This window comes from Ktedonobacter sp. SOSP1-85 (assembly GCF_016587415.1).
In the GTDB taxonomy this organism is placed as follows: domain Bacteria; phylum Chloroflexota; class Ktedonobacteria; order Ktedonobacterales; family Ktedonobacteraceae; genus Ktedonobacter.
The window spans coordinates 5,537,420-5,561,790 of sequence record NZ_BNJI01000001.1 but is presented as its reverse complement, the minus strand read 5'-3'; the positions used below and the strand labels follow the sequence as shown (position 1 = coordinate 5,561,790).

At 51.9% G+C, this 24,371-nt stretch carries 18 protein-coding genes; 12 read left to right on the top strand and 6 right to left on the bottom strand.

Going from position 1 to position 24,371, the window contains the following annotated elements; genetic code table 11:
- Positions 1 to 278 precede the first annotated feature (278 nt).
- Complete coding sequence (locus KTE_RS23135; protein ID WP_201385077.1) at positions 279 to 3,128, bottom strand: helicase-related protein; 2,850 nt, start codon at positions 3,126 to 3,128, stop codon at positions 279 to 281.
- A complete protein-coding gene (locus KTE_RS23130) occupies positions 3,125 to 8,353 on the bottom strand; it encodes a DEAD/DEAH box helicase (RefSeq protein ID WP_201385075.1) in 5,229 nt (1,742 codons plus the stop codon). The genes KTE_RS23135 and KTE_RS23130 overlap by 4 nt, the downstream gene beginning before the upstream one ends.
- 464 nt (positions 8,354 to 8,817) lie before the next feature.
- Here KTE_RS23130 and KTE_RS23125 point away from each other — a divergent pair, with 464 nt between their 5' ends.
- The gene (locus tag KTE_RS23125; protein ID WP_201385073.1) at positions 8,818 to 10,896 is read left to right on the top strand and encodes a UvrD-helicase domain-containing protein; all 2,079 of its coding nucleotides are present in this window, start codon (positions 8,818 to 8,820) and stop codon (positions 10,894 to 10,896) included.
- A gap of 260 nt (positions 10,897 to 11,156) precedes the next feature.
- The gene (locus tag KTE_RS23120) at positions 11,157 to 12,101 is read left to right on the top strand and encodes an LLM class F420-dependent oxidoreductase (RefSeq protein WP_201385071.1); all 945 of its coding nucleotides are present in this window, start codon (positions 11,157 to 11,159) and stop codon (positions 12,099 to 12,101) included.
- 54 nt (positions 12,102 to 12,155) lie between these two features.
- Here KTE_RS23120 and KTE_RS23115 read toward each other — a convergent pair whose 3' ends face one another.
- Complete coding sequence (locus KTE_RS23115) at positions 12,156 to 13,487, bottom strand: hypothetical protein (protein WP_201385069.1); 1,332 nt, start codon at positions 13,485 to 13,487, stop codon at positions 12,156 to 12,158.
- A 263-nt stretch (positions 13,488 to 13,750) separates the two neighbouring features.
- Here KTE_RS23115 and KTE_RS23110 point away from each other — a divergent pair, with 263 nt between their 5' ends.
- Positions 13,751 to 13,972 (top strand): hypothetical protein, encoded by a 222-nt coding sequence (locus KTE_RS23110; RefSeq protein WP_201385067.1) that lies wholly within the window; start codon positions 13,751 to 13,753, stop codon positions 13,970 to 13,972.
- Positions 13,973 to 14,066: 94 nt separating this feature from the next.
- Here the strand turns inward: KTE_RS23110 and KTE_RS23105 are convergent, their stop codons facing one another.
- Positions 14,067 to 14,282 (bottom strand): hypothetical protein, encoded by a 216-nt coding sequence (locus KTE_RS23105; RefSeq protein WP_201385065.1) that lies wholly within the window; start codon positions 14,280 to 14,282, stop codon positions 14,067 to 14,069.
- A 44-nt stretch (positions 14,283 to 14,326) separates the two neighbouring features.
- Here KTE_RS23105 and KTE_RS23100 point away from each other — a divergent pair, with 44 nt between their 5' ends.
- The 7 genes from KTE_RS23100 (at position 14,327) to KTE_RS23070 (ending at position 19,525) form a co-directional block, all read left to right on the top strand.
- The gene (locus KTE_RS23100) at positions 14,327 to 15,232 is read left to right on the top strand and encodes a class I SAM-dependent methyltransferase (protein ID WP_201385063.1); all 906 of its coding nucleotides are present in this window, start codon (positions 14,327 to 14,329) and stop codon (positions 15,230 to 15,232) included.
- A 31-nt stretch (positions 15,233 to 15,263) separates the two neighbouring features.
- Complete coding sequence (locus KTE_RS23095) at positions 15,264 to 15,572, top strand: hypothetical protein (protein ID WP_201385061.1); 309 nt, start codon at positions 15,264 to 15,266, stop codon at positions 15,570 to 15,572.
- Positions 15,565 to 16,047, top strand: a complete 483-nt coding sequence (locus tag KTE_RS23090) for a hypothetical protein (RefSeq protein WP_201385058.1) — start codon at positions 15,565 to 15,567, stop codon at positions 16,045 to 16,047. Before KTE_RS23095 ends, KTE_RS23090 begins: the two co-directional genes overlap by 8 nt.
- Before the next feature lie 1,213 nt (positions 16,048 to 17,260).
- Positions 17,261 to 17,497: a hypothetical protein gene (locus tag KTE_RS23085; protein ID WP_201385056.1), complete on the top strand. Its 237-nt coding sequence runs from the start codon at positions 17,261 to 17,263 to the stop codon at positions 17,495 to 17,497.
- Positions 17,498 to 17,540: 43 nt separating this feature from the next.
- The gene (locus KTE_RS23080; RefSeq protein WP_201385054.1) at positions 17,541 to 18,005 is read left to right on the top strand and encodes an SRPBCC family protein; all 465 of its coding nucleotides are present in this window, start codon (positions 17,541 to 17,543) and stop codon (positions 18,003 to 18,005) included.
- Positions 18,006 to 18,189: 184 nt separating this feature from the next.
- Complete coding sequence (locus KTE_RS47685) at positions 18,190 to 18,789, top strand: helix-turn-helix domain-containing protein (protein WP_236600536.1); 600 nt, start codon at positions 18,190 to 18,192, stop codon at positions 18,787 to 18,789.
- A complete protein-coding gene (locus tag KTE_RS23070; protein WP_236600535.1) occupies positions 18,740 to 19,525 on the top strand; it encodes an integrase core domain-containing protein in 786 nt (261 codons plus the stop codon). Before KTE_RS47685 ends, KTE_RS23070 begins: the two co-directional genes overlap by 50 nt.
- A 371-nt stretch (positions 19,526 to 19,896) precedes the next feature.
- Here the strand turns inward: KTE_RS23070 and KTE_RS23065 are convergent, their stop codons facing one another.
- Both KTE_RS23065 and KTE_RS23060 read right to left on the bottom strand, forming a co-directional pair.
- The gene (locus tag KTE_RS23065; protein WP_201385052.1) at positions 19,897 to 20,409 is read right to left on the bottom strand and encodes an IS1 family transposase; all 513 of its coding nucleotides are present in this window, start codon (positions 20,407 to 20,409) and stop codon (positions 19,897 to 19,899) included.
- Positions 20,410 to 20,454: 45 nt separating this feature from the next.
- Positions 20,455 to 20,847, bottom strand: a complete 393-nt coding sequence (locus KTE_RS23060; RefSeq protein ID WP_201385050.1) for a hypothetical protein — start codon at positions 20,845 to 20,847, stop codon at positions 20,455 to 20,457.
- Between the two features lie 264 nt (positions 20,848 to 21,111).
- On the opposite strand from KTE_RS23060, the gene KTE_RS23055 reads away from it, so the two are divergent.
- Positions 21,112 to 21,912: a Dam family site-specific DNA-(adenine-N6)-methyltransferase gene (locus KTE_RS23055; protein ID WP_201385048.1), complete on the top strand. Its 801-nt coding sequence runs from the start codon at positions 21,112 to 21,114 to the stop codon at positions 21,910 to 21,912.
- Between the two features lie 6 nt (positions 21,913 to 21,918).
- Positions 21,919 to 24,222, top strand: coding sequence for a DGQHR domain-containing protein (locus KTE_RS23050; protein WP_201385046.1), 2,304 nt, complete (start codon positions 21,919 to 21,921; stop codon positions 24,220 to 24,222).
- Positions 24,223 to 24,371 lie beyond the last annotated feature (149 nt).

The following is a 24,371-nucleotide window of genomic DNA, read 5'->3' as shown; positions in this document are numbered from 1 at the left end:
CTCTCTCTATTCTTGTGGGGTCCATGCTTGGACTGATTAACGCTATATACGTTTTGTTGGAACGGCGGCTTGCATATGCGGCACAGATTGGGTAGTGCTTCTAAAGGGCGCATCTACCCTCACTGCGATGTGTGAGGCAATCCCCCGTCCGGCAGGATAGCCAAGGTAGGTAGTGCCCCTATGCCCCCGAAGGGGGTTTAGAAGCACTACCTTAGCCCTTCTGCATGGACGGGTTCCCGCCATACATTGTCAAGAAACTTATCGGACTTTGCTATTGTTTAGATCTTCGGCAGGTAGACGTAGATGCCCAACACATCTAGTGGTAGCTGGGGCTCCACGTAGTAGCTCACGCCACGCATCTGTGAGGCGGCACGCACGCGCCGGTGCGCATCGCGTAGCTCTTCACCACATCTTTTCGCGGCTTCTTCCAGGTGGGGCTGGAGGAGAGGCAGATTATCGATGACCTGGCTGAGCATATTCTGCGCTTGTTGGAAGAGTGTATTGGCCTCAGGTTGCGCCTCAATCAGCTCATTGATAAGTGCTTGATCACCAATCCATTCCGCGTTCTGTGCGGAGCCACAAAAGGCAAAGATCCGGCAGTCCTCTGACAGGAGGACGCGCTTCTGGCCGCCCTGCTGCACTGTGAGGTGGAAGCGGATGCGTGTCAGGAGGAGGGTGGTACGCTTCGAGACGCGGCTGGTCCGGATGACACCGCAGCGGCTGGCGATGCTCTTCTCACCCTCAGAGTCAAGGGCGGTATCCATGACATAGGTTGCCAGACCGTCCACGAAGGGATGCGTGCGATTGAGGTAGATCTCGCCATCATTGATCGGAAGCTCGAAACGCGCCTTGATGGCGGACTTGTTGAGAGAGAGTGTATCGCGTAGGGCACGAGGCGTCTCCTTGAGATCAATCTGTGTGATCCCTCTCCCGTTCTGGCTGACCGCCGCGCCATACTCTCGCAAGGCTTCACGTGAAAAGTCTGCCACATCGACCGTTGAGCCTATGGCGGTGTGCATAGCCTCAAGCTCACGCGAGACCTCGTCCACCTTGATCGTCTCCTGGGCAAACACGGTACGTGAGCGCTTCTCACGCTCGGAGGCATTGGTCCATTGCTGGGAAAGCTCCCGCTCGCGTGGGTCTTCCATCCCGGGAAGAGCAAGCTGGTCGCCTCCAAGTTGGCCTCCCTTGCCGTGCAAAATTCTATCCTCAAGAATAGACTCAATGACGCGGTCGCTGCCAGCGGGAACAGGCACCGAGACGCCGAGTACCTTGCGGATGGAATTATGCTTGCGCAGCAGAACCTCCAGGACGATTTGATCAATAGAGTCGCTTGAGCCATCGTAGTAGGTAACGACACGCACCTCTTTCCTGGGCTGGCCGAAGCGGTCCACGCGGCCCTCGCGCTGCTCATGGCGCGTCGGATTCCACGAGAGGTCATAGTGAATGACGGCGTTAAAGTGCTCTTGCAGGTTGATACCCTCGCTCAAACAATCGGTACAGACCAGGACGCGCTGGGGATGCTCCGCCAGCTCCGCGATGCGGTCCTCACGCTCGACCGGGGGCAGCAGGCCGGTCACCGCCTCTACCTGGACGCCCTTAGGCAGGCGCTCACGCAGGGCACGCGCCACATACTCCGCCGTAGGGATGAAGCGACAGAAGACGATGGGCTGAAAGCCGTCCTTAAGCATGCCAGAGACCATCTTGATGGCCTGCTGGAGCTTCTCATCCTTCGCGCCCTCCAGGGCCTCGGCCTCACGCGCCATCTCCTGCAAGCGGCGGCGCACACGTGGCTCGGCTGTCTGCTCCTCTTCAAAATCGCTGCCCGGCACCAGGTCAATCCCCTCGGTGGCCTCGTTATCCATCAGGTCCAGCAGGGTATGCCGGCCGATCTTGTTGGCCTCCTCTTCGCTCTCGCTATCGGCGGTCGCGGCCCGGCTACGCAGTGTGGCGGCGGCGGCGGCTGGGCTGGAGGCGATAGAGCGCAGCAGCGCGAGGATAGACCACCAGCGCACACGCTGGCGATGCTTGCTGCTATCCTGGGGGTCAATCACCGTTTCGCGGGCGAAGCGGAGCACCTTCTCAACCAGGCGGCGGTACTCAGGCGAGAGCTTATAGCTCTGCTCCTGCTCCAGGCGATCTGGGAAAGGCGTATCGGCTTGCATGTAGGCCCGGATATCGGCACGGCGGCGCTGCACAAAATAGGTCGCCAGTTCACGACGCGCCTGCTCATGCTGGCGTCCACTCAGATCATCGGGCAACTGCGCGAATTTCTTGTTGAGCAGAGCCAGCAGCGAGCGGAAGGCGCTCTCGTTGCCGCTATGGGGAGTCGCTGTGACCAAGACCAGGTGACGCTGCGGATCGGCGGCGATGCTCTTTACCAGCTGGTGCCGCTGCTGACGGCTCCCGCGCCCTTCCCCAGCCTCGGCACAGGTATGGGCCTCATCCACGATCACGAACTCAGGACAGGTGCGCAAGAACTCGTCACGGCGGCGATCAGATTTAATAAAATCGATGGAGATGATAACAAAGGGGAAACGCTCAAAGACCGATTGGCCCAGGCGGCACTCACGCTCCAACTGCGAGACGGTGCTGGAGAGCACCAGCTTCGTCTCTATATGAAATTTTTCATTGAGCTCGGCCTGCCACTGCTCGGCCAGGTGTGGCGGACAGAGCACGGCCAGGCGTGAAATTTCACCACGATCCAGGAGCTCGCGGGCGACCAGGCCTGCCTCCACGGTCTTACCGATACCGACGTCATCGGCGATGAGCAGACGCACCGGCTCCTGTTTCAGCGCCATCAAGAGCGGCACCAGCTGGTAGGGACGCGGCTCGACCGCCAGGCGCGCAAACGAACGGAAGGGACCGGCGCTTGAGCGAAAGCCCAGGCGCACCGCGTCACGCAGCAGGCGGCAGGAGCGATAATCACCCAGTTGCTTGGGGTCAGGGGGCGCGAAGGAGGCTGGGATGACGGTCTCCAGGGCGCGATAGATACCTGTAACCTCGTCCTCAGTGCCACCCAGCGGGCGCAGGAGCAACACTTCTTTATTTGAATCCGGGAGCACAACCCACTCTCTCCCGCGAGCCTTCACCAGTGAACCAACTGTAAAGTCCGTATCAGTTGTCATGCCTGTCCCCCAAAGATATTTGGATATTGAGCGACGATGGCCGCCCAATCATCGTGGTGTGTGAAGCGAATCACGAAGTAGCCCAGATCCTCCAGGCACTCCGTCACCTGGGTATCACGTGCCCGGCGCTCGGGATACATATGGTGTGGACCATCGATATAGACCGCGATCATCTCCTCGTCGTAGAGGAAATCCGGGCGGGTACCACAGGACTCGAGCAGCTTCTGGGCATGCGATGGCAGGCTTGCGCCCCGGTTCTCCAGGAAGTAGAGCCATTCTCGCTCCAGGTCAGAACCCGCCTGGCGCAAGAGTTGCTCCAGGTGCTCCGAACGTGGGTTAGCCGTAGGCGAGGCCGCTACTTGCGACTGAGCCAACTGGAAGAGGAAGGGGAGAATCGCGAAGCGATCCAGCAAGAGGTGATCGCGCTGGTTATAGTACGAGAGCAGGCAATCATAGCAGGCCGCCTCGCAGTCCTCTTGAGCGCGCGGGGCGCGCCGCAAGTCCTCGCCTGTATCTGGATCGAAGTGGCAGAGCCGCAGCGCCTCGCGAGCAATCTCACGCATCGCATTCGGCTCCTCAAGCAAGCGATTGAGTACGCCAGCCCCGCCCTCGGCAGACTCGTAGAAGAGGAGTGAGCGGCGGTTCTTCTCATCTGGCAATGGTTCAGCCGCCAGCTCATTGTCCTCAAGCTGGTAGCGCACCTGGATAGCACTCTTAAGCGCCGCCTGGAGCGAGGCCATGACCCTGGCCTTTTGCGGCACGACAGGCTCGAAGAGTAGACAGTTCCGACTATCCTCCACGTATGGAATCACACGCGCCGTACGGGGCGACATGGGATCATCTGGCTCGTCGACCGCTTGCTCGCTCTTGGCCCAGTAGCCGCGCTCGAGGTCTAGCACAAAGCCATGCTGGCTCTTCTCTTTGCGCCGCATCCAGCCCAGATTGATGCGCCAGAGCGTCGCGGAATGGCTATAAGTCAGTTTCGCCAGAGCCTCGCCCTCTTCACCGTCGTCCGCCTTGCCAATGGGCTTTACATGACCCACACAAGCCGAGGAGGTGCCTTCATGCTGAGAGAAACGCACCGCGGTGCGGATCTCATATCCCAGGCGCATACGTTCCTCCTCGTCGGAATTGATCTTCTCACGCCGCTGGGTCGCGACGTTTTGTAGGCGGAAGAGGTTGCGCAAGGGAATGGGAAGCTGCGCACCACAGTGCTCACAGACATCCATGCCCAGACCATCCTGCAACGGATGCAGATAGCCACAGTGCTCACACTGCTTGACACCACTCGTGGTCAGATTCTCACTCTCGCTCATGGAAAGGATCACGCGGTTGATCAGGTAGCGCGACCCCTCATGATAGACGATGGCACGCGGACCAAACTCTGAGATGGCCAGGAAGCGCGGGCGCGAGAGATACTCATCGCGAGCCTGCTGCCGCACGCGCCGCCCGGGAATATACGCCGAGAGGGGCAGGCGCGGGAAGTTATAGCCCGGCAAGAAGCCCTCGGTCGCGAAATAGCGGTAGCTGTAGAAATCCGACTGTTCCAGGCTCGATACGTCCGTCAGCAGCGCCAGCTGCGACTCGGCCTCTGCCCGCAGGCGCTTGGCCTGGTCCTTGTCAAACTGGCTCCGTGAGGCATCCAACATGATATCGCTCTGCTTGCGTGCCTGGTCCAGCGCCGCATTATAGAGTGTGCGCCAACGGTTACACGTCTCGTCGAAGCGTTTTACCACCTGGTCAAGTACGTGCTCCAGCCACTCATCCTCTTTGTACCATGCCACGCCGCTCAGCGCCTCACGCAGGGTCGCAAGAATGCTCGCCGCTCTCTTGCGCGCACGTTTCTTCGCCGAGAGGTCTTCGATACTATCTCTTACCTCATCCAGCAATGCAAGCGAGGGATTTTCGCCTGAAACATCCAGCAGATCTTTGACCGAACGCTTCAGGCTCAGCCCGGTCTCGGTCAGCCAGATAGCATGGATATGCGCGCGCACCAGGTCCTCGTTCGCCAGGTCAAGGCGTGGAGGCGTCACCGCGCCCGCAACCATGTTCTCTGGGCGTTTGAAGAAGTACTGATCGTGCGGGCTGCCTGTTGAGCAGTAGGTAAAGACCAGCGCGGGCTGGCCGCTACGCCCGGCTCGACCACTGCGCTGCGCATAGTTGGCGGGAGTTGGCGGAGCATTGCGCATATTGACCACGTTCAGCTCCGAGATATCGACGCCCAGCTCCATGGTTGGCGAACAGTAGAGAATAGGAATCTTATTTTCCCGGAAGTCCTCCTCACGTTTCAGGCGCAAATCATAGGGCACCTGGGCCGTATGCTCATAAGCGCGAATGTCCTCAAGCTTGGCCGCGGTCTCGCGATAGAACGCCACGAAGAAGGGATTGGTTCCATGCCCCTCGTTCGACTCTCGCGGCACGCGAATGGGATCATAGAAGGCCTGTGTCCCATCTCCTGCCAGCCAGGTCATCGCCGAGGCCGGCAACTGGTAGCCAGGCACATCATCTTTCTCGCGTTTCGGGCCTTTCGAGCGCGGCTCTACTACCCGCTCGACCAGGCCAGCTACGCGCAGGCCCTCTAGCAACTCACAAATAATCTGGTCAGTGTCCTCAAGGCGCAGCTTCTCATGAAAGTCGCTAAACGTCTTCTTGCGCCGGAGATATTGGCCGAAGCCACCACGCGCGGTAAGGAAGACATTCCCGCCGTAATCCTTGTTCCCTGCTGACCGTGGGAAGAGAATCGAGGCATGGACCTTTGTTTCATTCTCATCCAGCGCCCAGGGAGCCACCAGGAATTGATTGCTCTTCTGCTGTAATCGCTCCTGAAATTCCGGCTCCAGGTAATCAACCTTGATCGCCAGCTCACGGCGCATATAATCGAGCAGGACCCGGGCTACCTTTTCGCGTGTCTGTGGGGTAGCTGTACTCAAGGCGCTATGACCATTGCTCCACACCTCTTCGTCCTGGCATACATCCTCAAGCGAACGATAGTGAATCTTGAGCAGACCACACTGTTCCAGGTTGGGTGAGGTGATACGCCACCCGCGCTTTAGATCGCGATAAAGGTGATAGCCAAGCACCTGGCGCAGGGCCTGCTTCGTATCGTTCAAGGCCTGGTATTTGACGCTCGGATCGCTGGCATAGCGATCCAGTGGCAGTGAGAGTGCCTCGAAGACCTTCTGCGTCAGCTCATCATGCTGAAGGCCTTCGCTGCCGCGCTGCTGTGCCGCCTGGTAGAGCGCAGCTCGCAGCACGCCCACTTCAATAAAGTCGTTGAAGTGACCCGCCTGGAGTGAGGCGTCCTGGCGATTGTCGGTAAAACTCAGCATTTTGGCGGGCAGGGTGCGCTGAGGATCCTCGCGCAGATGGCGAATGGTCGAGAGGCTGAGGATGGTGGTCGCAGTACTGCGTCCCTCCGAGCTGAGTGAGGCCAGTTTGGAGAAGTCGCCCGACTGGCGCGAACCGTAGGTGACGCCACAATGCAGGCAGAAGCGAAAGGGTGCGGGAACAAAATGGCAGGCCATTTCTTCATCGCTCGCAGAGGTATCGCTGCTCTCCTTAAACGTGCCATCAGGACGCACACGCATAGGCTGGGGCAGGTCCTTCTTGCGGCCGCTCTTCACACGCACGCCCGTCTTCCCCTCTTCAAGCCAGTCTTCCGGCAGGCGCTCCAGCAGTTCTTCTCCACCCAGCGGCCAGGCATGATCCTGACTAGCATAGATAAATCCCGCCTGGCCCTCTTCATCGAGCTGATCATTGAGCTCCCGTGGAATAAAGTGCCCCTCTTTCACGCGTACACAGTAATACTCCTGTCCACATTCGCGACAGAAGACGAGTGGGAGGAGCACATGCGCCGCCTGGCGATTGCCAGGCACAAACTGCTGGCGCTGTAGGGTCAGATGGCGCCTGGACGCCAGCGAGGCGTAGAGGGTATCACCCTTGCTGATAAACTGGTGCAGGCGGAAAGCGAAGGGAGGGCGTCCAGTCTCTGGATGTGGCTCGCACTCATAGCCCGCGAGCAAGGTCTGTTGAATCACTTCAATACAGCGTTCAAGAGGTACCCCGGTCAGTGTGCTCAGCGCCTCTGCGGCCCCGTGCTCCCCTTTGATACTCTTAGGAACTGTACGTACATAACGGCCTGCGCGCTCAGTGATGCCAAAGGTGTTCTCAATCCAGCCGGAGAGAGGGTCCTGGATAAAGCTCTGGTAGTCCTTTGGTGGCTGATACGCGCTATCCAGCACCCGCTGCGTCAGGCGCTGCAAGGACTGCGCATCATACTCAAGCGCTTGTGTGGTAGGCACAAGTGTCTCACCAATGATGTGCTCTGGTTTGACCGAGGTGCCAAAGATCTGCGAGGCCATATGTGCGACCTCGGCTTGCTGCTCCTCATAACTTCCAGCCCCGGCCAGGGTCGCAGACGTACCAATGCACTGCAGTTCGTCAGCCGCCAGGCGATCACGTACGCGGCGCACCAGGAGCGCGACATCCGATCCCTGGCGGCCACGGTAGGTGTGCAACTCGTCCAGGACCAGGAATTGCAGATTGGGGGCAGAAATCAGAGGACGCTCGACCGAGCGGGTCAGGATCAACTCCAGCATCACATAGTTCGTTAAGAGGATATCAGGTGGTTGCGCAATGATCTGCTGACGAGTTTCATCAGACTCCTGGCCGGTATAGCGCGCGAAGGTCACCGGGCTTGTGCCATTCGCATATCCATGCTGCAAGAACTTTTCCAGCTCTTTCAACTGACTATTGGCCAGAGCGTTCATGGGATAGACAACGATGGCCTTGATGCCCTTCCCGCTCCCGTGACGTAAGACATGATCAACGATAGGAATAATATAGGAGAGGCTCTTACCTGAACCTGTTCCCGTAGTCAGAACATAGCTGGCACCTTGCTGAGCTACGCGAATGGCCTCAGACTGGTGCCGGTGCAAGCGGAGCACCGACCCAACAGTATTCGTCTCAGATTTTCCCTTGCGAAAGATATGTGCGCACTCTCGGTGCAACACATCACGGGATACAAGCTCATCAATCGATTCGCCAGGCTCAAAAAGAGGGTTGAGCTGGATCAGTGGTTCTGGCCAGAGTACTCCCTCCCGCAATTTCCCTTCCACAAAAGACTGTATATCCTGGTCACGTATCTGAATAAAACTATTGATATAAGAGGCGTAATCCTGAATCAGCTGGTCACGAAAATCAAAAATAGTTCTGGTAGGCATCATTGCCAAATTCTTTCTACGTGCATGTCACGAGAAATAGAACCCAAACCACAAAAGTCAATTTAGAAACATAATCAAAAATACGTATACAAGGCTTCTGTATTGTAGAGATCTGGTGCTTTTTTGTCAACAAAAACAAGTAAAGTTTTTCCATCCCTATAAAATATTTATCGATTGATAAATTACTTTTACCTGTTTTTAGCCTTTCAACATTAACTACTACTCAAGTATACGCTGTACTTCTGTTCTTTTCAAGCATTGAATGACAGTGATAGCCATAGCTCATAAAATTGACCGCATATTTTTCTATATATATTTACGTTGCAAAAGTCACCTTTTTCAGGTATTATTCTTGCCTGACAGATATTTTCTAGTGCTACTCCCTGGCTCCCCAATATATATATGCGCGAATTAAAGGGCGCGAAATTAAAAGCGACTTTATCATATTAGATGAAGAGGTCACTACGATGCATAATGGCTGGTATACCACGATGAAGCCCAGTTTTCGCGATGAATGGATGGCGCTTCACCCCAAAGAGGTTCAGCAAGTTCATGAAAAAATCAAGCTCCTGGAACAGGACCCGACGCCAGATGCTAAAGCCAAAAAGCAGTTAAAACATCTCCATCCTCGCCTGCATCGCATTCGTAGCGGAGATTATCGCATCTTCTACACCTTTGAGAAACCGTATATCAGCCTCCTGGCCCTGCGCAAGCGCGACAACGACACCTATGATGAGGAGATTGACGCAGAGTTTCTGGGTGGGATCGCGCCAGAACTCCAGCTTGCCCAGCCAAACACCCATACCTGGGAGCAGGCATACGAGCCGCAGCCCAAGGGCCTTCCCGAGCCCATTACCGAAGAGCTGTTGACGCGCTTGCAGATCGCAAAAGAATATTTTCCCCGCCTCCTACACGTACAAAACGAGGATGACCTGCTTGATTGCCCAGGAGTGCCTCCTGCCGTGCTCGACAAATTACTGGAATATATGTTTCCCCGCCCTCTTAACCAGGTCATGCAGCAGCCAGATCTGCAAGTTCAGCACCTTGATGACCTCCTACGCTTCAAAGAGGGCGAGCTGATCAGCTTCCTGCTCAAGCTCTCGCCCGAGCAGGAGAAATACGTCAACTGGGGCCTGAAAGCGACCGGGCCAACGCTCCTCAAGGGTCTGCCCGGTACCGGGAAGAGCACCATCGCCCTCTACCGTGTCCGCGCCTTGATCGCTGAGCTGCGCAAGCAGGGGCGCACCGATATACGTGTACTCTTCACCACCTACACCAATGCCCTTATCAACTCCTCCATTCAGCTGCTGGAGCAGCTCCTGGGCGAGGATATTCGCTATGTCGAAGTGCAGACCGCCGACAGAGTCGCCATCAAATTATTGAACCAGATTGGCAGCGGGCCACATATTCTCAACGATGGCGAAGTCTACTCCCTGCTACGCCAGGCCATCCAGCAAACCCGCTTTGATGGCAGCGAACAGCAGAAACAGAGTCAGAAGCAGGCCATTGAGCAGATGAGCCTGGACTACCTGTTACAGGAGATCAACCAGGTCATTGTGGCCCGGCAGATCCATACACTTAAAGACTATCTGGCCGCATCTCGTCCCGGTCGCAAGCTACGCCTCGCCGCCCTTCAGCGCCGCGCCGTCTGGAGCGTCTATGAGACCTTTCAGCAGCTTCTCGCCCAACAGGGCAAAATCACCTGGCGTCAGGCCAGGGCCATGGCCGAAGCCTATGTCGCACAGGGCGCCTACACCCAGCTCTATGATGCAGTCATCGTCGACGAAGCCCAGGACCTCGATCCCAGTTCCCTGCGCCTCCTGGTACAACTCTGCAAGCAATCCAACCGCATCTTCATTACCGCCGACGCCAACCAATCCATCTATGGCAGCGGATTCAACTGGAGCGATGTGCATAAAGACCTCCGATTCCAGGGCCGTACTGCCATCCTGCACGCCAACTACCGCTCGACACGTGAAATTGGCGAGGCGGCGCAGAATTACCTAGCCGAGGGCGCGCTGGACACTGAGAACGAAGAGCGCGTCTACGTCAACAATGGTCCCCAGCCCATCATGCGCCACGTGCTGAACCAGGATCAACAGCTCCAGCTTCTCGTCAGCTTCTTCCGCCAGGCCCGCAGCGCCTACCGCATGAGTTCAGGGGCCTGCGCCGTCCTATGCCCCACCATCAAAGCAGGGCGTGCCATCGCCGAGGCCCTCACCCAGCAGGGTCTGGAGGCTAACTTTATGACGGGGCAGGAGCTTGACCTCAAACGCGGCTGCATCAAAGTCATCACCCTGCGCTCCGCCAAGGGCCTGGAGTTTCCCATCGTAGCCCTGGCCGGATTTCTGGAGAGCACCTGGCATACCAGCATACCCAACTCTCCCAGCGATGAAGAACGCGAAGAATACCTCTCACTCGAACGACGTACTATCTTCGTCGGCATGACCCGCGCCATGCGCGCCCTCCTGGTCATCACCCCCAAAAGCAGCACCTCCCCACTCATGCAAGGCTTTGAGGAGCGCTATTGGAATATCGGAGAATAGAGACACTAAAATTTTAGCTTTTCAACGGATCATCTGAACCATTGGGCTGATATGAGTGGTATGTTTGAAAAGAAAGTGGCTACCTTACGTTGCCACGAAACACAAACCAAGCATATGGATGTGGCGGATTGGGTTTGCCGCAAAGGAAGAGTTGCAGGGGTAGAGCATAAGTTTAAGTACAGAGAAGCCTATCATCACTATGTGATGGGTTACATTATTGTGTAGGCATTGTGACTGTTACGAAAGGAGTGTATGACGCATTGAAAATAGGTGTTATGCTTCCCCAGGAGTGGGAAACAAGACAGATAGATCCCGTCGAAGCCTATGAAACGATGACCGGTGTAGCTCAGGAGGCCGAGGCTTTAGGGTTTGCGTCAGTTTGGCTCTTTGAGCATCTCCAGTCAACTTCATCTCCTCAACCGAATGAGAAAATGATCTTCGAGACCTGGATGAGTACCGCGGCTCTCGCTCGTGACACGAAACACATCCGTATAGGCCAATTGGTCACCTGCAACAACTTTCGCCACCCTGCTCTGCTGGCAAAAATGGCAAGCACTGTTGATGTGCTCAGTCACGGGAGGCTTGATGTGGGTCTAGGTGCAGGCTGGCACGAGCCGGAGTATGTGGCATATGGATATCCTTTTCCCGATACTGCCACCCGCCTGCGTCAGCTCAAAGAAGCGCTTCAGATCATCAAGGCAATGTGGATAGAGCAAGAAGCATCCTTCGAGGGAAACTATTACCACATCCGCGGTGCTATCAATCAACCGAAGGGCGTTCAGCAACCTCATATTCCTCTTCTTATCGGTGGGAAAGGGGAACAAGTAACGCTGAAGCTCGTGGCCCGCTATGGGGACGCTTGCAACTTCACTCACCCGGATCCAGAGGAAATGAAGCGCAAATTTGCTCTGATCAGGCAATATTGTGAAGACATTGGACGCGACTACAACGACATTCGCCGAACTATTTATGTAAATGGCTGCCTAGGAGAGACTGATGCCGCAGCTATCACATCGTTCCAGAGTACTCCCAGCAAGGTCTCGCTCGATCATATTCGCTCACGAGGTTTATTGGGAAGTCCCGAAACCATCCGGCAACGTCTTGCTTCTTACGAAGAGGCTGGAGTGCAAGAAATTATCGTCTCCCTACGTGATATTGCACAGCTAAAGCCTCTCCATCTTCTTGCCCAAACTATGGAGGCATAAAGCACTATTTCCAAGAAAGGGTGAGTGGATAGCTCAAAAGCCAAGCATAATCGCTCACCTTTCATTCTTTTGGGTATAGATGGTACTCAGAAGCCGTCCTAAACGTTTAACAGCACCATTGTCTTTGTAAGGGCTCGTCGTCAGCGCTAAGTAGAGTTCATTCACGCGGGCAAGATGAGCAGTGGAATGGACTTCTTTGCAAGCATGAAAAGCGTTTGTGGCTTCGCCCGTTGCTGTCGCATAATCTTCCAGATTGAAGGCTGCTTGTGCATAAAGAATATGTGTCCAGGCCCTTCTTCTAGTATGGCTTGTTCCCCCTGTAAACATTTCGAGTTCGAGCAGTTCATCCAAAGCTTTTGCAGGCCGTCGAATCGCCAGAAATGTCTTGGCCCTGCCAAGCATCAGTCGTCTCTTATCTAGCCCTTTCATATCTCCATTTAAGAGAATTTGCGCATGAAAGTCGTCGCTGCTATCCACATCAAGAAAGTGCTCTGCCTGTTCGATAAGCCTCAATGCAATTGTGACATCAGTTGGCGAGGTGGACACAAGCCCCTTGGCACGTGCCATTTCTGAGTAAAGAATGCCTTTCATTTGGGGACTGGCAAATTTAAGTGCCCGCTCAAAATCTGCGAAAGCGGCTTCTATCTTCTCTCTCTGAAGGACAATTTTCCCCTGTTTTACCTGGTTTCCAAAGGCTCCCCATGCGAGATTTACCACTCCTCGTGTATATTGAGAGGCTGCAATCACCTGTAAAGCATAGAAGTCGTTGCCCATTTCTTTGGCGAAACGGACGCTTTCATTGGCAAAGGTATACGCTTGCTCAAAGTTCCCACGGTCACGCTGAATGGTCGCTGCTAACCGATAATAGCTATTTAACAGTTCGTTGATATGCCGTGCCAGGCTTCCATGAGCCGTTTGTTGAATAGGAAGCAAGTTACTAGCGTAGGCGAGTAGGCCAGGCAACGCGTCTTGAGCCGTTTGTGCATAATGCAATTGCCAGAAAATCCGAGCCTCTTTGGTGTACCACTCCAGATCCAGAGAAAGAGAGGATAACGTAGAAGGTGCCTTTACCTGGGGTAATGCATGATAGGTGACTGACTCCAAAGACGCGAGTCCGAGAAGAATGGGAGGGATATTGAGAATTTTTATCAATACTCGGCGTCGAGAGAAGTCGGTCGGGACTTTATTTTGTTGTTCCATTTTGAGTATCCACCTTGCTGTCACCTGCGTGTTCGTGGCTTCGCCATACTGCCTGGCTAGCTCTTCAGCACTCATCTTTAATGTACGTCGATAGTGCCGTATTACCTCTCCCGCGTGAGGCCAACCATCTTCCTGCGGCGTAAATGGGCCATATTCACCTTTGGGACCCCAAAATGTTTTCTCCACGCTGCTCACATCCTCTCTTTACCTTCTGCTGAGGCCTCATGCACCTCTTTCTATCACTTATTAAAACGAGCATCCTATTCAACTATCACCTTCATATCAAAACAGTGAACTTTTTAGTTCATAGGGCTAAAGGAGGCGCCTGGTGTGTATAAAAAGATGCTAAGCTAGCTTTTGCGAAGTGGATAACGAAGAACATTTAGCTTACCCACTTCTAACACGTCACGGTTGTTCACGAAACCGATGATAAGGAAAGAGTAAGTGAGATGAATCTTGCAAGCCAAAGTGAAATAGCTCATCTTTTGAACGAAATACAAACCCAGTATCAGGCAGCATATACCGGTTTACACGGATTTGCTACTGTTGCCCAACACCGGCTACGCATCGTTCAAACCGAGCAGATAGGCAGGCTCCATCAAGAATTACAGCAGATTGTTGGTGAAGATGAGGCCATCCAGCTTGTCGCGCAAACATTGGATGAATTATAGAGGAGAAATGATGGTAGTTCATAGACACATTTCGACGCTTTCAACAGAATCAATGCCTTCTCTTCAACCAATGCAGCCTCAACAGGAACCAATGCTACGGTATAACCAGGGCCTCGACCGTTGGGAAGGGAGATCCCGAGAGCGCTCCCTCTGGATGGACAATGCGACCTTTCTGCTCTATGTGGATGCCTACCTGGAGTGTCACCTCATGAAACCGCCAACGCCAGAGCAGGTGCGAGAGGCCATCCAGCATTGTATTCGCCTCGCCTATTGGGATGGCTGCGAGCGCTTCTGTGACCGTCGCGTCCATGTTCAACGGTTCCGCACTCAAGAGAACGAGGAAAGGATTTCATAATGCCACTCTTCCCTTTTTTACGACGAAGACACCGGGGCATAATTCCGACCTTTGAACCTCCTTCATCCAGCGCGACACCAACTGCCACTGTGATCGGGGAGCGCCGATTCCGTGTCGATGTGCCCTATCTCTTTCCCAAGGATATGCCCGAATACGATCGACTGACCTTCCAGCACTACTTTTTGAAAACCTTACTGGGCGGCAATTATGTCGCTCCAATTGACTCTCCCAGGCGTATTCTCGATGTGGGCTGTGGCACGGGCATCTGGGGACGGGAGATGGCGCAACCCTTCCCGGGCGCTCAGGTGGTAGGTTTTGATATTGAGCCCCACACCCCTGTGTCTCATGTTATTGAGATGCCTTCCAATTGCCTCTTTGTTCAGGGCAATATCCTGCAAGGCCTACCATTCTCTGACCATGATTTTGACTTTACCCATCAGCGCTTGATGGTCGCGGCGCTCCCTGCTCGCGCCTGGCCCTATGTCGTGAGTGAGCTCGTTCGTGTCACCCGCCCCGGCGGCTGGATCGAGTTGGTCGAAGCGGCTGATACCTTCGAACATATGGGGCCCATGACGAGAAAGTTCATGGAATGGTGGCACAACCTCGAGAGCAAGACCGGCTTTGATGCCTCTCTTATGACCCGACTGCCAACCCTACTGACAAAGGCTGGCCTCTCACAGGTCAAGGAGAGTATACTTCAGGTCCCGCTTGGAGCCTGGGGTGGGAGAGGCGGTGAACTTCTAGCGAAAGATCTGCATGCCATTTTTACCAATTTAAAGCCGGTGTATTGTACTCAGCTCAAGCTCTCAGAAAAAGAGTTTGACCACACCCTTCAAAAGCTTCCTCAAGAATGGGACACACGCCACACGTACTTTCATTTTTACATCACGTATGGACAAAAATGACAGAGAGCAGAGGATTCAGGAGGGCCGGTCCATGCAGCGAACTCAAGAGACTTATCTGCTCGCATTTCGTCGTTCCATAACCTTTCGGAGTATCGATGGAAAAACGACGTTTATTTCATCTGCTGAAATTGTGCCCGGCGTCGAGCTAATACAGAAGATTCCTGCGACACCTGAGGCTCCTGCCCTCTATGAACTGGCATTGACGCTTGATGGTGAGCCCAAAGTGCTCATCGTTGAGAAGGACCTGGTTGAACTGCACAAGGAGAGGAGCACATGCCAGCCATCTCCATCGCTGAAAAGCGCATCTTGCAAACATGAGGAAGGTGGACACCATGACTGAAGTTACCAGACAACCAGCAACCAACGAGAACCGGCCTCACGTGCTACTCGCACCATATGAGCTCATCGCGTTGGACAATATGCTTATGAGTTACCAGACCTATTTATTGCGCCCCACCGTGATGAGTCGTGACGAGACATACCACTTTAAACGGCTGATGGATCTCCGCCGAAGAATCGGCAGGCTTCTACGGCCAGAAGCACCACATGACGATGCAGCGCTCGACCTTTTGGAAGATGAGTTGGAGACCATCACAGAAGCAGTCATTATATTCATTCAACTGTTCTTCCGTATGTCTTTGCAAATGCAAGGGCATACACTCGCAGGGGAAACATCACAAAAACTTTTTGCGAGGATAGAAAACAGCATCGCTCAATATAACCAAACGCTCGCAAAAAAGGAGTGCTATGGGCATCAGGCAACTGGTACCTCACTACTCCAGCAAACACGGGAAGAGGATCACCATGATTGCTGAGCGCTCCAGAGAGACCGTACCACACCACCCCTGCACATTTTCCTTCTGAGTAGTCCTGAAGAAGCGAGAATACTGAAGCAGAGGCCACGAGGAGGCAATTGCGCAGTCACGCACCTGACCCACCTGGAAGGCCATCCCTCAGTGATGACAACACGTCTGATGCAACCCGATGTCTGTCTTGCCTGCTGTACTCATGCACGGGAGATCCAGCACATCAGCTAGACAACACCTTGCACGCCTATAGTGATCTGTTCTGTCGTAGAGGAGGAAGCCCACATCGTCAGAATGCTTGATGCCGGGTTGACGATTATGTCTTCTTTTCCTGTCGAAAACTGGAACTCCACGCCCGCTTACAAGGCATTGCAAGACGCTATCGAGCATCTATCGCATTCACCTGTGAAACCTCAAGACACAGTGGTCCTTGCTCTGTGCTGAAAAGTGAGGACAGGCAGATTCGCTTGCAATGCGCGGAGCGATGCGTCGTCGTTCGTGGGCAGATACTTCGCCTCACTCCTATGAGTGCACCTTGCTATTCACCCTCATGCGCGAAGGGGGCAAGGTGCTCACCCATCAGTCTGCTATTACGCACTGCATGGGGACAAGGGTATCAGGAGGAAGTGGATTATCTTCGCGTCTATCTGCATACGCTGCCTCTCAAGCTAGAAATCGATCCCGGGCAACCATTCAAACCATTACCGGCATGGTTATCGGTTCCGTCAGCCATGCATTCCCACAAAGTTTTATGCAGAACCGAAACAAAGGCCACGCAATGAGCTTTGCGTGGCCTTCTGGTTTATTAGATAGGGAGGACGGTAGCTTATCCTTTCAGATGGATCTTGACCACTGCCTCTCCATCTTTCTCAGGCAACACCTCTGCGGTGCCAATGCGCATTTGTCCACGCAATCGGCTCAGGTTTTCAGGGATTTACCAAGCGTTTCTTAAATTCACTTATGAAACAAGCAATTACACTATTTATATAATACAAAAATTTGGTAATTTCCCCAAAGAGCCGAGGAGCAGCGCGTCGCCCTCGCTCACACGCGTGTTCACTGCTCTAAACCCGATCGTATAGGTGCTCGCACCTTCTGATGATCGACACATAACCGCTTTGCGCCCTCTTCATGAGAATACTACCTTGTAGATGGAAGCTGATCAGCAGCAAGCAAACGCTATGAATAATACTGGATTTTATCGCTATTTAGAGAAGTACTTATGGGTGAGGTAAACACGACACTGTGCGTTGAAGCTAGAATGATCGGGAAGCATCTCGATACGCTTTCCCATGCTGGGTTGGTACAGGCGCAGACAAAGGGCCGCGAGAAGCAGTATGTATTCGATCCCCACTCACTCCAGACCGTTAGCGCGTGGATTGAGACGATTGGCAAGCAGTGGGGCAAGCGTCTGCAGCGGTTAAAGGATCTCGTTGAAGACGACACCGTCACGCTGTGATCGAGTCGCCAACAGCAACGCATCATTTGAAAGGAACAGTACAATGGAACACCTCCAACTCACACAGAGGCCGGTGGCAAAAGCGGAAATGTTGATTCGGAGACCAGTGGCAGAGGTATTTGAAGCTTTTATCAATCCCGCAATCACCACCAAATTCTGGTTTACCAGGAGTAGTGGCCAGTTGGAACCGGGTAGTCGTGTCCAATGGGATTGGGAGATGTATGATGTCTCCTCCCAGGTAAGTGTCAAGGCCATTGAAGAGCGGAAACGAATTCTCATTGAATGGTCTGGCTATGGCACACCGAATCTCGTCGAGTGGATTTTTACCGCGCGCCAAGACGATAGCACGTTTGTCAGCATCACCAACACCGGTTTCAGTGGCAATGGGGATGAACAAGTCCAACAAGCGATGGCTTCAGTGGAAGGATTCACCCTGGTGCTCGCAGGACTCAAGGCGCTCCTTGAACACAACATCATCTTGAATCTTGTTGCCGACCGTCATCCCTGAGATCGAAGCACATCCCTGTATTGTTTTCCAGCTTTGACTCTTGTGAGAGTACTTAAGATCGTAAAAGCAAGCAACCTATGAATATATTGGCTGCTCGTTTGCTCGATTCCCTTCCTTTTCGTCATGTATACTCCTGGATAGGTGATCGTTTCCTCTGCCCTTCACTTCTCAGAAAGGCAATGCTATGGAAGTCGAATATGTTGGAAAGCGTGCTCACCTCTTCCATCTGCTCCAGCAGCATCCTGAGTGGACGCTCCAACAGTATGCTGATGCGGTCGGCTGCTCTCAGAGCATGGTGTGTACCTGGCGACAGCGTTTTCGAGAGGCCAAAGCCCAGGGCACGCTTGATGCTTCCATCTTCTTTTCCCGCTCTCGTGCTCCTCATCATCACCCTCCTCGCATTGACACCGAGGTCAAAGAGCGGGTGCTTTCAATTCGTCAGGCTCCCCCAGAGTCATTCCAGCGCACGCCTGGGCCACTGGCAATCCTGTATTATCTGCAACGAGATGAAGCATTGCAGGCAAAAGCGGTCCGCTTGCCTCGTTCCACACGCACCATTTGGCGCATTCTGGATGCTGCGGGAGCGATTGAGCGCGATTCTCCTCGTCAGCGCTCTCCGCGCCTGCCAAGAGCTCCTTTGGAAGAAGTGCAACTCGACTTCAAAGATGTTTCCACCGTTCCTGCTGATCTCCATGATCCTGATGCCAAGCGACAGCATGTGATCGAAGCGTGCAATGCGGGTCGACGCAGGCACTTCCATCTTGCTCGACGCCCAGGTTCATGAAGACTTTCACGCAGAAACCGCGTTCCAGGCGGTTGTCTCCTTCTTGCGTCGCTATGGGTGTCCCAGCATCTTGACCTTTGACCGCGATCCCCGCTGGGTGGGCAGTGCAGCAGCACGCGATTTTCCCTCGGCCCTGTGCCAATTTCTCTTGTGTGTCGGCGTGCAGCCGAACGTCTTGCCTCCTCGCCATCCAGAACTCAACTGCTATGTCGAGCGCTATCATCGGACCTACAAGGAAGAATGTCTGTTCGTGCATCGTCCTGGAACGCTCGAAGAGGTTCGCAGCGTCACCGAAGTCTTTCAGCATTTCTACAACACCCAGCGCCCTCATCAGGGGCGCAATTGTCGCAATCGTCCTCCCAGCCAGGCGCATCCTGTTTTGCCCACCTTACCCGCGCTTCCAGCTGTGGTCGACCCGGATGCCTGGTTGCAAGCGGTTCACGGACGGTCCTATGCGCGACGCGTCAAGTCAGATGGTCGCGTGAGCGTTGATGGGGCTAGCTATTACATCAAGCAAGCACTGGCTGGGCAGCTCATCACCTTGTGTGTCAATGCGGTCGAGTGCTGCTTCGAGGTCCTGCAGCAGGAGAGCATCATCAAGCAGCTTCCCATCAAAGGGTTGCAAGGCCAACGGATGCCGCTGGATGACTACATTGCCCTGATGCAAGAACGCGCCCGTTCAGAGGAACGGCAACGCATGATGAACCTGCGGCGGCGACACCTCCAAGCGCTATAATCTGTGTGCTTGCTTGTGGGAGTTGATTCGCCGAGGAGACTGCTGTCCACTTTCCTGCTTGTTCGTTTGATTTCCATAGCTTGATCGTCTGTTTGTTCCCTCCCTCGTTGACCCTTTTCTTGCTCATCCTCTTATGCTTGCTTGTTCGATTTCTGCTTGAATGATTGCTTTTTTACGAACTCAAGTACTCTTGCAAGAGTCAAAGTCGGAAAACAATACAGTCTGCGTCAAGCGCACATATGGAGGGACAACCAGTGGGGGACGCCCACGCTGCCCGGAGCGGAGCGGCTGACGATAGGCTCGGGTGAGAATGGCGGCATACCCCCGCCAGCCATCGCTGCACCAGTTCAATGGACGACCATGCGTGCGCGCTACGGTGAGGGTGACCGCTCGCTCGACGAGATCGTCGCCGATGCGCCCAGTGGCGCAGGCGGCAATGAAGCGGCTGGGGCGATCTTGGACGAGGCATCCCCAGCGTTCGCCAGCATCAACTTCGTCGGGGGTTCCGTTTTTTTGTGCACGAAGGACCAAAACTCGTCGATTTCGACCGTCGAGAGGTGCAGGTCCTGCGTGAGAATGGCCGTCAAGGCTTCCGCATGCTCGCTTGTCCGTCGCAACCATTCACCAATCGTTTCATACTTGTGGCCCGTGATCTCTTCCGCAGCCCGCAGACTTCCCCGACGCATCACGACCAGGAGCGCCTGGGCCACCTCGGCTACTGGCGTATGCAGACGATACATCGGCGTGCCTTCTGTCTCGCCAAAGAAGCGGCCACACCCACGGCAATGGTAGCGGCGGCGTCCTTTGCTGCTGCCATTGCGAATGACGTAGGGTTGTTCACATGCAGGGTTGGGACATGCCGGCAGAGATGGGGGTGGTGTCATGGTCAGTCCTCCTGACCTCTATTTTACCACTTCTCAATAGAGTCACTACCTAATTTTCAAAGCCAAGATATAATCGGCAGGAGGAATATAGATTTTCAATGGACCAAACTGCTTCCAGAGCTTCCCCTTTGGCACACGTCCAACCATCTGCATAAAATCGCCAATGTTATCGCTTAACCACTTCTCACTCAAATCATAGTCATAGGCCACAAACCGCACAGCGTTCTTATACACCCGATAGCGATCCGGATCAGCCAGGGCATCAGGATTCACCACCAGCACATCCACATCTTCTGTAAAGAGACGATTATGGACCTGCGTCAGCATGAATCCACCACCAATCATCTCAAGTTCAACTGGCCTTTTCTTTGAGATTCCCAACTCCTCTAACTGCTTACCCAGTTCTGAAAGGTAAATAACGATATCGCCCTCTTGCATAAATGAGCCTCCCTGCGCACAACCCATATTAGAAAATTCCGCCTAAAATTCATGTTTTGAATGATAAAATCATTTTTACTTATTTTACATTGATGCAAATTGCATTATAAACCCTTTCAAAAGCCATATAATAGTAAATGCTAGCACCGACTATTACATTGACAACTATGCATAAAATTGTATAAAATCTAAATATCCCTATTTATCCTAAAACTTTTACAACTCCTATTGCCTTTTTGGCACAAAAAGCAAGGCAGGAAGCCAATGAATACTGCACCAATCCTATTTAAATGGCCTGGTGGGAAACGTGCACTAATTAAGCATATAAATCCCCTTATTCCAAAAACATTCAATCGTTACTATGAGCCATTTGTAGGAGGAGGAGCACTATTTTTCACTTTAAGCCCCTTTGAAGCAATTTTATCTGATAGTAATCCAGAACTTATTAACTGCTATCAACAGGTAAAAGACCATCCAGATTTAGTTATTGCTGCCCTCTCTACTATGCAAAATACAAAAGAAGACTATTACAGAGTAAGAGAAAATATTCCAAAAGATAATATAGCCAAAGCAGCACGCCTTATCTATCTCATGAAGCTTTCTTTCAATGGGCTCCATCGGGTTAATAAAGATGGCAAATTTAATGTGCCATACGGAGATAACATGGAAGCTCAATTGGTAGAAGCAGAAAAAATATACGCTGCAAGTAAGCTGTTATCTTTAGCCCAGCTAGAGATTGGAGATTTTGAAGACATAGCTAATAAAGCACAAGAAGGTGACTTTATTTATTTTGACCCTCCATACACAGTAGCGCATAAAAACAATGGATTTGTTAAATATAATGCACACATCTTCTCATGGAAAGATCAGATTCGGTTATCACAGCTTGCACGCAACTTGGTTCTTCGTGGTTGTAGAGTAGTAATAAGTAACGCAGATCATCCTTCCATAGAAGGATTATATAACGACTTTGAGATGCAAAGAGTCAGCAGATCTTCTGCTATAGCAGCTTCACAGAAGTTTCGCAAAAGTATTACTGAATGCATCTTTTACAACAAGGAGTAACAAGGCATGCTTAGCAACATCGTATCTATTGATGAACTTCGGGGCTTAGCAAGAGCTAAGAGTAAAGATTATTGGACAAAATCTATTAAGAACTCCTTGCTGGAAAATGCTCAGAAGGATGGGTGGCATGTCATAAGGAAAAATGAGAGGACAGTGAGCATAAAGAAAAAAAAGACAAATGAAGCAGATTTCACAGACAGAGTGTGGTCCTTACTTTATCGAATGGGCTTTCACTATATGAATCGCGACGGGGAAACAGTACTTACTATCGAACAAAAAAAATCAGAACCTAGAACTAATAGCGTTGATGTTGTTGGCATTGATAATGATGTTGCTATTGTTATTAAGTGTCGTGTATTAAGTGAGCACATCAACACTCCTGAAATTCTTGAAGAGGCAAACCAATACATTCAAGATCGTCAATACTTTGTGACATCGATAAATCAACAAATTGCCCAGCCTTTTGACCGACCTGTTAAACGTCTAGTAGCCTTAGGTATGTTTACATCTAATATTTTCATTCTAGAAGAGGACAAAAAGCGTCTAAAAGATATAACGTTTTTTGACGAGCAAGATCTTGTATATTATGAAGCTCTTGTAGAGCATTTAGGCCCTGCTGCCAAGTATCAATTCTTAGCAGATCTGTTACCAGGTAAGAACGTTCCAGGCTTAAATATTAAAGTCCCGGCAATTAGAACCAAGATAGGGGACTACACATGCTACACTTTTTCAATTGAGCCTGAATACCTATTAAAGATTGCCTATGTTTCTCACCGTGTAAAAGGGAAAGGATCTGATGTCAATACCTACCAACGTATGCTACAAAAAACAAGGCTTAGAAAAATTCGCGAGTATATAGACAAGCATGGAATCTTCCCTACAAACATTGTTATCAATCTAGATAAAAAACCAACCTTTAACAAAAGCATTCAAGATTCAGAGCAAAGCAATAGTGTAATGGGGTGGCTTGATCTACGAAGCGCCTATAAATCGGCTTGGATCATTGATGGCCAACACAGGTTATTTGCCTATTCTGGAAATTCCCAAGCATCAAAGGCACGTCTTTCGATACTCGCCTTTGAATTACTGCCTGCAAATGTACAAGCTAGCCTATTTGTATCAATAAATGCAGAGCAAAAAAGCGTAAAGCGTTCCTTGCTGCAAGAGCTTTATGGAGATCTTCATAAAGATGCATCTGACCCGACACTTAAAGTCAGATCTATTATTGCCAGGGCGATCTATCTTCTCGACGTTAATCCACAATCGCCATTTAACCAAAGAGTACAAGCCTCAGATGACAAAAGAGATGATATACGCTGTATTTCTTGGAATACTTTATTCCATGTCTTAGATTCAGATTTATACTTAACAAAGAGCAAGAGGGATGATATTATCTATGGACCTCTATGGGTAGATGACAATCCAGACCGAACAATAGAAAGAACCGTTTATATATTGACAGCGTGGTTTGGACAGATTAGGGATGCCGCACCCAATTGGTGGGCCGCTGGAGCTGGAGATGGAGGGGGCCTTGCCATGAACGATAGTGTTACAGCTTGCATTAACGTACTCCGTAGTATATTTCACCACCTAGCTTCCACAGAAAAAGACCTTAGAAAATACAGTAACCAAGATTTGTTTGAGAAAATAAAACCATATGCCAGCATACTAGGACAATACTTTAATACTTTGCCGGAGGAAGAAAAAAAATTATTCAGATCACTACGTGGAGGGCAAGGTCAATCAACGAGAATGAGGCTTTGTCAACAAGCTATCCATAATAAAATACCCTCCTTTAATCCTGCTGGTTTAAGCGGTTTTATGGAAGAACACAAAGCGCAAACAAACACGAAAGCCAAAATACTTGTAGATAGGATAGAAACAACCTTACAAAAGACTGTAATAGAAGAATTGAAAAGAGAATTCGGTCCAGATGATTCGCAATGGTGGACAGAAGGAGTACCTAGGCAAATTAGAAAGAAAGTCTCCGATCGTCATGAGGAAGATGATGGACAGCGTGGAGGAAAGGAATATTACTTTGACTTACTAGACTATAGGCATATTATCCAACAGCATTGGAGTCTGTTTAATACTTTGCTAGGCTATGGAAACTATAACGGAAAGGACAAAAGAACAAATTGGATAAACGAGGTTAATGAGTCTAGGAGGATAGTCGCACATGGATCTGCAGGTAGAACTGTGAGTCTAGAACAACTCGCTCAATTAGAAGAGTATGACGCCTGGTTACAAGAACAAATTATGCGTACAGATAATACTGAAGAGTCTCCTACTCTTGAGCAGTTAGCATAGCAAAATTCAATTCTCTTCAGTTTCTTTAACAGAAAGGCTAGAATGTGATAAATCATACCAATTCCAGCCTTTCTATTTGCACTATCGCCTTAAGCTCAAAATCTGCCGGTTCAAATTCCTATTTCCTTGGCATAAAATACATATATTGG